The following is an 11,623-nucleotide window of genomic DNA, read 5'->3' on the forward strand; positions in this document are numbered from 1 at the left end:
ATGGATCAATCGATCGACAAGTCCAAGATAATTCGCGATGCGGCGACGGTGATATTGATCCGCGACAAGGCCACGCACCCGCAGGTTTTGATGGGCCAGCGCGGTGCCAAGGCCGCTTTTATGCCCAACAAATTCGTCTTTCCCGGCGGCGCGCTTGACGCCGCCGATGCGGATGTTCCATTGGCCGATGGCGGCGCCGAACCTTGCCTGACGCGATTGGGCGAACATGCGGACCCAGCCAAAGCCCCCGCCCTTCTGGTCGCCGCTATTCGCGAGCTGTGGGAAGAAACCGGCCAAATCCTTGGCACGCCGGCGACCTGGCCCGGCACGGTTCCCGCTGGATGGGAGGCGTTTGCAAAGGCAGGCTACATCCCCTCGGCGCGCGGTATGTCATTTGTATTTCGCGCAATCACACCCAAGGGCCGCCCGCGTCGTTTTGATGCCCGGTTTTTTGCAGTGGACGCAGGTGAGCTTCGTACCGATATCGACGATTTCTCGGGGGCATCTGACGAGCTTAGCCATCTTCAGTGGATCCCATTGGACGAAGTGCGTCGCTTCGATCTGCCCTTCATCACCGAGGTGGTTCTGGCCGAGATTGTCGGCAACTTACCCGACCTCGGCGCCCCGCGTCGGGTGCCTTTCTTCAACAACTCTGACGAAGAGAGCTTGTTTGAACGGCTGGGTGGGGTTGGGCCATTAACTGCGCCTTACTAGGCGTCACCGCAAAAACAACACCAGCACCAGTACGGATGCCAAAATCAAGGCAGTTCCCGCATATTCGCGCCCCGTGACCTTTTCACGAAACACAAACAAAGTCGCGGCGTAAGAGAACAGCAACTCCACCTGCCCAAGCGCCTTGACCAATGCTGCGTTTTGCAAAGCGAAGGCGGTGAACCAGCAAAAGCTTCCGATCATCGAGCTTACACCCACCCAAAGCCCGACGCGCCATGCCGCGAAGACGCGCGTGATCTCGCCTTTTTCGCGGATGGACATCCAGATGAACATGATTGTCGACTGAAAGGCTGTCACCACCGCCAACGTAAAGCCCGCGCGCGCTACAACGTCCTGGGCAGGCAGTGACAGCGCCGCGCCGCGATACCCGATAGCCGAGACAGAGAACAAGAACCCAGCCCCAAGACCCAGCGCCGCGGCCCTATTGAAGAACCGTTTCCATCCGGTTCTTCCGCCCTCTGGCGGGTCCGAGAGCAAGATGAGCCCGGCGAAGCCGACCGCAATGGCAAGTGCGCCCGCTGTCCCAACTCCCTCGCCCAGCACGACAAGGCCGACCAGCGCGGTCAGAACCACTTCGGTTTTTTTGAACGTGATGCCGACGGCAAAATTGCGTTCTGCGAACAACGCGACGACGCATATGGTTGCCAGTATCTGCGCAATCCCACCTGTGAAGGCGAACAGAAAGAACCGGCCGTCAGGCTGCGGCAGGCTTTGCCCGGTTGCTGTTAGATAGCCCGCAAGGATCGCCGCAACGAAAGGCGCAGAATAGACAAAACGCGCAAACGTGGCCCCGGTGGACGACAGTCGCGTGTCTTTCAACCGCTTTTGCAGCATGAACCGCAGGTTTTGCGAAAACGCCGCGATGATGGTGATGGGGATCCAAGCCTGCATGCGAACCATTTGACACGATCCGCATAGGAACTCCAGCCAGCTTAGCGGGTTTTCAAACGCGACAGGTTGTAGCCATTGAAACCCAGTACATCACCCGCAGCCTTGATCCGGTCCGCCCCACCAGATTTCGACCGATCAATGATCCAGCCAAAACTGCCCGATGGCGTTCCAATAGCTGCCGTTCGATAATCTGCATCCACCCAGAGCACCCAATATTGAGTGTCAAATGGCGCAGCACCAACAACAATACGCCCAGGCGTGGGTTGTTTGGCCGGATAGCGTTCCAACAAACCTGACGGGCCATAAACGTCCAGCGCCGTGATCTTCCCGCCAGCTTCCGTAAAGTTCACTGCCCCGTAGGACGGCTTTTCGCCGGGATAGACAAATTCGCCCCGGATAACCCAGCGGCCAGCAAACCGCGCCGGCTCAAACCGCGTCGTCGAACTCAGCGACCTTGTCTTGTTGCGGTGAAACTCGACACCTGCCCCCCCTCCGACACAGGCGGCCACACCCGAAACAAGTGTCGCTGCGCCCGACAGACGAAGGAGATCACGTCGGTTCATGTGCGATAACTTTCCAGATGACGTCCGCATACGATCAAAACGGCATCGGATGGGCTTGGTGGGCAAGGTTGATGTCTGCCAGAACATCTTCTGACAGCGTTACATCTTTCCCTTCCAACACCCGTTGAAGCTGCTCCATCGAAGACGCTCCAAATATGGTGGACCCCATGAATGGCCGCGAGACGGAAAAGGCCAAAGCCATATGAACTGGATCCAATCCATGCTTCTTGGCGACCGCTAGATAGGCATCAACCGCTTCAAATGCGCGAGTTGTGCAACGACCACCCAGTCCGGGTGACAAGGACAAACGCGATCCTTCAGGCACAGCATTATCTTGGTATTTGCCGGTCAACAGCCCCGTTCCCAACGGCGAATAGGACAGGACGCGCACATCCTCGTTCATACAAAGCTCGGCCAGATCAGTATCGGCCAGGCGGTTCATCAGGCTGTACTCATTCTGGATCGAGATCACCTCGGGCGCACCCATCTCGCGCGCGATGCGCAACCACTGCGCCGTGCCCCAGACGCTTTCGTTGGACAGGCCAAAATAGCGGACTTTGCCCGCTTTCACCACTTGGATCATTGCCTCAAGCACGTCACGCATATGTGCTTCGGTTTGATCACGGTTTTGACCAGAAGGGTCGAAGGTCCAATTTTGCCGAAACGCATAACTGCCGCGGATCGGCCAGTGAGTTTGATAAATGTCGATGTAGTCTGTCTTGAGCAGGGCAAGACTGTCATCCACGGCCTCGTGAATGGTCGCGCCATCATAGCCTTTGCCACCGCGCTTCCAGCCCGGATTATCACCCGAAACCTTTGTGGCCACGACCACATCAGCCCGACGCCCCGACTTTGCGATCCAGCTTCCAATGACCGCTTCAGACGCGCCACATCGCTCGGCCTTGATCGGGTTCACCGGGTACATCTCGGCCGTGTCGATAAAATTCACACCGTGATCCAGCGCCATATCGATCTGGGCGTGACCTTCGGCCTCGGTATTGGTCGATCCCCAAAGCATCGACCCAAGGCACAGCGCGCTGACCTCCAGCTTGCCATTTGCAAGTTTGTTCATCTGCATCGCGCGTCTCCTTGGTATTTGGGAAGTGGTGTTCGCCGCACCAATTTGCCGATTGCTCCGGCGAGGACAAGATACAATCGCGCCTACATCGTCGTGTTCACTGCACCGCCATCCAAAAGCACATTCTGCCCGACCATGAAGCCCGTATGCTGCGAGCACATAAAGGCACAGGTGGAACCAAACTCCTCGATTGTCCCGTAGCGTCCCGCAGGGATGGTTGCTTCGCGCGCGGCGCGCGCATCATCCATCGTGATGCCTTGTGCGTCGACAACACCCTTGTCCAATGCGGTCGCGCGGTCGGTATCGTGAATACCTGGTAGTAGATTGTTGATGACCACACCTTCTCCAGCCACTTGCCGTGCGGTGCCTGCCACAAACCCGGTCAGCCCTGCCCGCGCGGTGTTCGACAACCCCAGCACAGCGATGGGCGATTTGACCGAGACGCTGGTGATGTTCACCACCCGGCCCCAACCACGTTCCATCATCCCCGGCAATAGGGCCTGCATCAGCGCAATCGGTGTTAACATATTGGCGTCAAACGCACCGATGAAATCGTCGCGATCCCAGTCCGTCCACATGCCGGGGGGCGGCCCACCGGCGTTGGTCACAAGGATGTCGACATCACCTGCGACCTCAAGCACCCGCGCGCGCCCTTCTTCGGACGTGATGTCCGCGGCCACTGTGGTCACCTCAACGCCAGTCTCAGCGCGAATAGCTTCGGCTGCAGCCAATAGCGGCCCTTCGCTTCGAGCGTTCATCACCAGCGACACGCCCTCACGCGCCAGCGCCTGTGCGCATCCCAACCCAAGCCCTTTTGACGACGCACATACCAGCGCTCGCTTACCTGCAATTCCCAGATCCATGGCGACCTCCACCAATGCCAAATTAACTGGAAATGAGATAACCATGAAAAGCAGAGGACCGACACCCCCACCGATCGTTTCGCCCTGATCCTTTCCTCAAAACTGGCACCACATGTAGGGTTAGAAATTAATTCGCTTGGCTAAGGTAGAAAAAGCTGCAACCCTAAGATGATACAACACAGCTCGGGACTAACATATGACGATACGACTTTTGGGCATCATTGCCACCGCAGGTATTTTAACTGCGTGCGAAACTGGCAAACCTGACGCTTATTCCAACCGTTACGTGGCCCCCGAGGCTTCTGGATTGGTGGCGCTACGTCCCTATCCAAATCCCAATGATATATGTCAAATCATCGGCGAGAATGAAGAAACCAACGATCTTCTCGACCATGAGCATCTGTTGATCGGCTGCCCGTCCCACGAACGCGGCGCGATTGATGACCGTGTGAGAGAGGGCGCCGAAATACTGAAAGAGGTCAACGGTTGGACACTTCTGAATCTGCGGATTCGCTGAAAGCAGATTGCCTCCCATAGGCTGCCCGGCTATATGCCAACGCATGTTGGACACTGCACACAACCGCCCCGAACTGCCGCCCGAGATTGCGCGCCGTCGTACCTTTGCGATCATCAGCCACCCGGACGCCGGCAAGACGACCCTGACCGAAAAGTTCCTTCTTTATGGTGGTGCCATTCAGATGGCGGGTCAGGTGCGTGCCAAGGGTGAGGCACGCCGCACGCGGTCGGACTTCATGAAGATGGAACAAGACCGGGGCATCTCAGTCTCGGCCTCTGCCATGTCGTTTGATTTCGGCAAGTTCCGCTTCAATCTGGTGGACACGCCCGGCCACTCGGACTTTTCCGAGGATACCTACCGCACGCTGACTGCCGTGGACGCTGCGGTGATGGTGATCGACGGGGCAAAAGGTGTGGAAAGCCAGACGCAAAAACTGTTCGAGGTCTGTCGTCTGCGCGACCTGCCAATCCTGACTTTCTGTAACAAGATGGACCGCGAAAGCCGGGACACTTTTGATATCATTGATGAAATTCAAGAAAACCTCGCCATTGACGTATCGCCTGCCAGCTGGCCGATTGGCATGGGCCGCGACTTTATGGGATGTTACGATCTTCTGAATGATCGTTTGGAGCTGATGGACCGTGCCGACCGCAACGTGGTGGCGGAAACCATCGAGATCAAAGGCCTCGACGATCCGAAACTCGCCGAGCATGTGCCTGAACACCTGCTTGAGAAGTTCTTGGAAGAGGTCGAAATGGCGCGCGAACTGTTGCCCACTCTCGATCCGAAATCTGTGCTGGAAGGGCATATGACGCCCATTTGGTTCGGCTCGGCCATCAACTCGTTTGGTGTGCAGGAACTGATGCAGGGCATCGCCAATTACGGCCCCGAGCCACAGCCGCAACAAGCCGACCCCCGCGCTATCGCACCCGAGGAAAAGAAAGTCGCGGGCTTTGTTTTCAAGGTGCAAGCCAACATGGATCCGAAACACCGTGACCGCGTGGCGTTTATGCGCTTGGCCTCAGGCCATTTCAAACGCGGCATGAAACTGACTCATGTGCGCTCGAAAAAGCCGATGGCGGTCTCGAACCCTGTGTTGTTCCTCGCCTCGGATCGCGAGTTGGCGGAAGAGGCTTGGGCAGGCGACATCATCGGCATCCCCAACCACGGGCAACTGCGCATCGGCGACACGCTGACCGAAGGCGAAATGATCCGCGCCACGGGCATTCCCTCGTTCGCACCCGAGCTATTGCAAGGTGTGCGTGCAGGCGATCCTATGAAGGCCAAACATCTTGAGAAAGCGCTGATGCAGTTCGCCGAAGAAGGTGCTGCGAAGGTTTTCAAACCCAATATCGGGTCGGGTTTCATCGTGGGTGTCGTCGGTGCACTGCAATTCGAAGTGCTCGCCAGCCGGATTGAGCTTGAGTACGGGCTTCCGGTACGGTTTGAAGCATCTCAGTTCACTTCGGCCCGTTGGGTTTTGGGACCCAAAGCTGAGGTCGAGAAGCTTGTCGAAGCCAACAAACAACACATCGCGCATGACAACGATGGGGATCCAGTGTTTCTGACCCGGCTTCAATGGGATATCGATCGTGTTGAACGTGATTACCCCGATCTTACACTATCTGCCACCAAGGAAATGATGGTCTGACTTTACGGCGGGATTTTCCGCCGAACGCCAACAAAACTCTTTCCTTTTGGCCGCAACATGGCAACATACGCGCAAGATCAGAAAAGGCTCGACTATGAAAACCAGTTCGCTTGCAATCGCTGCCACGCTTGGCGCACACATCGCCCCGGCATTTGCCAACACCGCAGCCGAAGTGGATGTCTGGCAGGTTCTCTCTGCTATCGAGTTCGAAGAGACCGTCACCGAGACCAGCTATTCGGTCAACAAGATTTGGCCCAGCGACCTTGCAGAAACACCCGAAGAGATCGAGATCACCGGCTATGCGATCCCCGTTCTTGGTGGCGAGCAGGTGGTCGAACTGCTTTTGACGTCGGATATGGGGCTGTGTCCACTGTGCGGTTCAGGCGATCACGGCGCATCGCTTCAGGTCACTCTGGACGAGCCGATCATTGGCTTTGAGGAAGGTCAGCGCATTTCGCTGCGCGGTACGCTCTCGCGGGTTGAAGATAGCGAAACCTGGCAGGCGGCGCGTATGACCGGGGCACGCGTCATCGACCGCTAGCACCAACATTCGCTAAACGTGCACCGCCCTTCACCGCTTCAAAATCGCGTTCTCCCAACCGGTGAAATCGTTGCCGATCCGGGGCGTGGAATGTTCACCGGAAATCGGGGCATTTTGCCATTTTCCAATGGCAGGCTTGCCACATCGCGGTGGACACATCAGCACTGGATCATCTGCACACTCACCCACCCGCGTGGGAAGTACCACGGACCGATGCCAGTTCGCAGTTGGACACCGCTGTTTTTTCTGGACGAAGCTGTCGGTCTGGCGGCGGGCCATCGCCCCTGCGCCTATTGTCGGCCCGACGCCTATCGCGCCTACAAATCTGCGTGGTCCCGCGCAGTGGGTCGCGAATGCGGACATGCTGATATGGATCGCGCGCTTCACAAGGCGCGTGTCACACGATCTCGACAGCAGGTTCGCAGCAAAGATCACGCCTGTTATCTGCCTGATGGCACCATGACACTAATCGATGGGGTGCCGCACCTTATCTGGAAAGATCGCGCGCTGGCATACAGCCCAAAGGGGTACATAACTGAAAAATCCATACCCAACAGCACCTTAACGGTCCTGACCCCCGCACCAACCATCGCCGTCCTGCGTCAAGGTTTCAGCCCAAAGCTTCATCCATCCGTTGGTCAGTGTTCCTGATATCAGCCCAATCGCGAAAATTCACGTATATTGTTCACGTTCCTACCCATGTCATTGACCCTGAGACCATTTTTCTTTACCCACATGCCCAACCGAAGAGACGCGGATACGCGACGGCCAACCGGGCCCTCTCTTCCTCAGCCGCACGGGCGCGAGATGTCCGTGAAACAGGACATACATGACCAAATTTTCTGATTTGAAACTCAGCCCCAAGGTGCTGAAAGCAATCGACGAAGCGGGCTATGAAAGCCCCACCCCCATTCAAGCAGGCGCAATCCCACCGGCCCTCGAAGGCCGCGATGTACTGGGCATTGCCCAAACCGGCACCGGTAAGACGGCCAGCTTTACACTGCCCATGATCACCGCTTTGGCCCGTGGCCGCGCCCGCGCCCGGATGCCAAGATCATTGGTGCTTTGCCCAACGCGCGAACTGGCGGCCCAGGTCGCAGAAAACTTCGACACCTATGCCAAGCACGTCAAACTGACCAAAGCCCTGCTTATCGGCGGTGTCAGCTTCAAGGAACAAGACCAGGCGATCGACCGCGGCGTTGACGTCCTAATCGCGACGCCCGGCCGCCTGCTTGACCATTTCGAGCGCGGCAAGCTCCTGCTGACCGGCGTCCAGATCATGGTGGTGGACGAAGCCGACCGGATGCTCGATATGGGCTTCATCCCGGATATCGAACGTATCTTCTCGCTCACGCCGTTCACACGCCAAACCCTGTTCTTCTCGGCCACCATGGCACCCGAGATTGAGCGGATCACCAACACGTTTCTGTCGAACCCAGAGCGGATCGAGGTTGCGCGCCAAGCCACAACATCCGAGACCATCACCCAAGAGCTTTGCATGTTCAAAGCCTCGCGCCGCGACCGTGCATCGTCAGAGAAACGCAAACTTCTACGCGCCCTGATCGATCGCGAAGGCGACAAGTGCACGAACGCGATCATCTTTTGCAACCGCAAGACAGACGTGGATATCACGGCCAAATCTTTGAAAAAATACGGTTACGACGCCGAACCGATCCATGGCGATCTGGACCAGTCCAAGCGCACACAGGTATTGGACGGGTTCCGTGCAGGCACATTGCGCTTCCTGTGCGCCTCTGACGTTGCAGCACGCGGGTTGGACGTTCCCAATGTCAGCCACGTTTTCAACTATGACGTACCGGGCCATGCCGAAGACTATGTGCACCGCATCGGTCGCACTGGCCGCGCAGGTCGTGACGGCAAAGCGATCATGATTTGCGAGCCACGTGACGAAAAGAACCTCGATGCTGTCGAGCGGCTGATCGAGAACGAGATCCCGCGTGTCGAAAACCCGATCCCGGCCAAACCGTCGCGGTCACGTAAGTCAGACGACGAAGAGACTAAAGCGCCTACGCCAAAGCGGTCCCGCAAAAAGGACAGCAAAGCCGACGCTGACAAGCAGAAAGAACGCAACGACACTCCCAAACCCGAAGTGAAAGAGACGCGACAGGATGCAAAACCGCCTCGCCCTCGTGGTGGACGTCGTGACGACAACCAAGCTAAAGGAATGGGAGATCACCTCCCTGATTTCATTGCAAAAAGCTTTGACGAACGTCGAACTGGATGAATCCTCACCGTTCGAAAAACCAAAGCCCGCAAAGAACCTGCGGGCTTTTTTCTTGTCTACAATATCCCCGCCGGAGGCTGTCGCATGAAATGCGGCACTCACTCCAACCGGCTAACCACCACGGTGACTTCGGGTTTGTGTCCAGTTTCATCATTTGTGGACTTACGCGCGATCCGTTTCAACTCGTCACCAAGCTTGTCATCATCACGCAACGTCTTGCGCCCGGCACGCATCAGGAATTGCCCCAGATCTTCTTCCAAGACATCCACCAGCGGCGCTCTGGAACTGCCAGTTTCCGGTAATCCCATCACCTCGACCCAAGGCTCACCCAGTGGCTCGTTGCCTTCGACGATCACATTCACAATGACATGACCGTTTAGCGCAAGCCGGATCCGGTCACGGACGACGCCATCCAGCGCACCAATCAATATGTCGCCATCAAGATAGATGCGGTCCGCTTCGACGTGTTCGACCACACGCGGGGTGTCGCCCGTCAAATCACAGACTGCCCCGTTGACGACGACCATTGACTTGCGACCACCTTCTTCGGCAAGCGTGGCATGCTCACGCAAATGCCGGTGTTCGCCGTGCATCGGGATCACCATTTCAGGGTTCATGATTTCGTGAACGCGCTGAAGGTCCGGACGGTTGGCATGACCAGACACGTGATAGCGATCATTCTCGGCAACGATGTCCACGCCCATCTCGGAATAGGCATTCATGATGCGGATCACGCCGCGCTCGTTGCCCGGAATGGTCTTGGATGAGAACAGGAATGTATCGCCTTGGGCCATTTTCAGGCCAAGATACTTGCCGCGACTCAACTGAGCGCTGGCCGCCCTGCGTTCGCCCTGACTGCCCGTAACAATCAGCATCAAATTATCCCGCGGAATATCGCGGGCATCTTCGGCTGTCACGGTCGCCGGGAAATCGCCAAGGACCTTTGTCTCCTCCCCTGCTTTCACCATGCGCTGCATTGCACGGCCCAAAAGGCAAACCGATCGGCCTGCCGCTTTTCCAGCTTCGGCCAGCTGCTTCACCCGCGCGACATTTGACGCGAAGGTCGTCGCGACCACCATATGTGGCGCGTCCTTGACCAGCTTCACAAGCTCAGGACCGACCTCAGATTCTGAACGTCCCGGGTGGGTCGAAAAGACATTTGTGGAATCGCAAACCAGAGCTTTCACACCCGGCTTGGCAACCTCGCGCCACAGCTCTTCATCAAACTTGTCACCCAGCACAGGGTTTTCGTCCAACTTGAAGTCGCCAGTATGCACAATCCGTCCTGCGGGCGTGTCGATGATCAATCCAGCACTTTCAGGGATCGAATGGCTGACGGGCAAATAACTGACCTTGAAGGGTCCAGCGTCGATCACTTGCGGATAGATACCCGCTGTGATGACCGCCTCTGGCACTTGGCCGGCTTCCTCCATCTTGCGTTGGGCGTGGTAACGCGTGAACGGACGCGCATGGATCGGCGCTTTTAGCTTGCCGTGCATCCGTCCAATAGCACCGACGTGGTCTTCATGCGCATGGGTGATAAAGATCGCTTCCAACCGGTCGGCGTTCTCTTCAAGCCAGCTCATGTCCGGCATGATCAGGTTCACACCGGGTGTCGTATCCATGTCAGGAAACGTCACGCCCAGATCGACAAGGATCAGACGTTCTTTGCCCGGTTTTCCGTAACCATAGACATAGGCATTCATGCCGATCTCACCGGCGCCCCCCAGCGGGAGGTAAATCAGTCGGTCAGCACTCATAAGTTGCCCTGTTCCTTGTTGTAGTCATAGATGTCCACAAGACCATGCATTGTCAGGTCGTGGTCGATCACGTCATATAGCTGGTCGCCTTGCTCAAACAAAGGCGCAAGCCCACCGGTTCCAATGACCTTCATCGGAAGGCCGTATTCGTCTTTCACCCGTTGTACAAGCCCTTGTACCAAGCCGACATATCCCCAAAAGATACCGGACTGGATGCAGCCCACCGTATTTGTGCCGATCACCTTGTCGGGTTGGGTCACGTCGACATGTGGAAGGGCCGCAGCCCCTTGGTGCAGCGCTTCTAGCGACAGGTTCACACCGGGCGCGATCACGCCGCCGATATAGGCCCCGTCATGGGCTACGACGTCGATATTTGTCGCCGTCCCGAAATCCACAACCATGCTGTCCCCACCATGGCGGTTGAAGGCCGCGACAGCGTTGGCCAGGCGGTCTGGCCCCGCCACAGCGCCTACGTCAACGCGGGGCGCGACGGGCAACAGGCAGTCGGGCTTACCAACGACCAGCGGGCGACACCCAAAGAACCGATCTGCAAATACGCGCAGGTTCCACACGACGCGCGGCACGGTAGAGCTGACGACCACATCTGTAATCTCGGCCTTGATCCCATAGTGGTTGATCAGCGTCGAATACCACGTGAAGTAAGCATCCGCCGTGCGCGAATGATGCGTCGATGTTCTAATCGTGCAAACGAATTCAGCGCCATCCCAGATCGAGAAGACGGTATTGGTATTGCCGCAATCAATGGCCAGAAGCATAAGGTC

At 57.2% G+C, this 11,623-nt stretch carries 12 protein-coding genes; 6 read left to right on the top strand and 6 right to left on the bottom strand.

Features of this window, described 5'->3' with window-relative positions:
• Positions 1-714 carry an NUDIX hydrolase gene (locus V6N04_RS05330; protein WP_371169090.1) on the top strand — a complete coding sequence of 238 codons (714 nt, stop codon included), beginning with the start codon at positions 1-3 and terminating at the stop codon, positions 712-714.
• Positions 715-717: 3 nt separating this feature from the next.
• Here V6N04_RS05330 and V6N04_RS05335 read toward each other — a convergent pair whose 3' ends face one another.
• From V6N04_RS05335 to V6N04_RS05350, 4 genes are all read right to left on the bottom strand, one after another.
• Positions 718-1,623, bottom strand: coding sequence for a DMT family transporter (locus V6N04_RS05335; protein WP_371169091.1), 906 nt, complete (start codon positions 1,621-1,623; stop codon positions 718-720).
• Between the two features lie 41 nt (positions 1,624-1,664).
• Complete coding sequence (locus V6N04_RS05340) at positions 1,665-2,186, bottom strand: lipocalin family protein (protein WP_371169092.1); 522 nt, start codon at positions 2,184-2,186, stop codon at positions 1,665-1,667.
• Between the two features lie 34 nt (positions 2,187-2,220).
• On the bottom strand, positions 2,221-3,264 hold the full coding sequence (locus tag V6N04_RS05345; RefSeq protein WP_371169093.1) for an aldo/keto reductase: 1,044 nt from the start codon (positions 3,262-3,264) through the stop codon (positions 2,221-2,223).
• Positions 3,265-3,347: 83 nt separating this feature from the next.
• Positions 3,348-4,127: an SDR family oxidoreductase gene (locus tag V6N04_RS05350; protein WP_371169094.1), complete on the bottom strand. Its 780-nt coding sequence runs from the start codon at positions 4,125-4,127 to the stop codon at positions 3,348-3,350.
• A gap of 196 nt (positions 4,128-4,323) precedes the next feature.
• On the opposite strand from V6N04_RS05350, the gene V6N04_RS05355 reads away from it, so the two are divergent.
• The 5 genes from V6N04_RS05355 (at position 4,324) to V6N04_RS05375 (ending at position 9,081) form a co-directional block, all read left to right on the top strand.
• Positions 4,324-4,644: a hypothetical protein gene (locus V6N04_RS05355; protein WP_371169095.1), complete on the top strand. Its 321-nt coding sequence runs from the start codon at positions 4,324-4,326 to the stop codon at positions 4,642-4,644.
• Positions 4,645-4,687: 43 nt separating this feature from the next.
• The gene (locus tag V6N04_RS05360) at positions 4,688-6,295 is read left to right on the top strand and encodes a peptide chain release factor 3 (protein ID WP_371169096.1); all 1,608 of its coding nucleotides are present in this window, start codon (positions 4,688-4,690) and stop codon (positions 6,293-6,295) included.
• Positions 6,296-6,389: 94 nt separating this feature from the next.
• Positions 6,390-6,836, top strand: a complete 447-nt coding sequence (locus tag V6N04_RS05365; protein WP_371169097.1) for a hypothetical protein — start codon at positions 6,390-6,392, stop codon at positions 6,834-6,836.
• Positions 6,837-6,926: 90 nt separating this feature from the next.
• Positions 6,927-7,487, top strand: a complete 561-nt coding sequence (locus V6N04_RS05370; RefSeq protein WP_371169098.1) for a hypothetical protein — start codon at positions 6,927-6,929, stop codon at positions 7,485-7,487.
• Between the two features lie 178 nt (positions 7,488-7,665).
• A complete protein-coding gene (locus V6N04_RS05375) occupies positions 7,666-9,081 on the top strand; it encodes a DEAD/DEAH box helicase (RefSeq protein ID WP_371169099.1) in 1,416 nt (471 codons plus the stop codon).
• A 98-nt stretch (positions 9,082-9,179) separates the two neighbouring features.
• On the opposite strand, the gene V6N04_RS05380 is transcribed toward V6N04_RS05375, so the two are convergent.
• A complete protein-coding gene (locus V6N04_RS05380) occupies positions 9,180-10,841 on the bottom strand; it encodes a ribonuclease J (protein ID WP_371169100.1) in 1,662 nt (553 codons plus the stop codon).
• The gene (locus tag V6N04_RS05385) at positions 10,838-11,617 is read right to left on the bottom strand and encodes a type III pantothenate kinase (protein WP_371169101.1); all 780 of its coding nucleotides are present in this window, start codon (positions 11,615-11,617) and stop codon (positions 10,838-10,840) included. Before V6N04_RS05385 ends, V6N04_RS05380 begins: the two co-directional genes overlap by 4 nt.
• Positions 11,618-11,623 lie beyond the last annotated feature (6 nt).

This window comes from Aliiroseovarius conchicola, assembly GCF_041403445.1.
Taxonomy (GTDB): domain Bacteria; phylum Pseudomonadota; class Alphaproteobacteria; order Rhodobacterales; family Rhodobacteraceae; genus Aliiroseovarius; species Aliiroseovarius conchicola.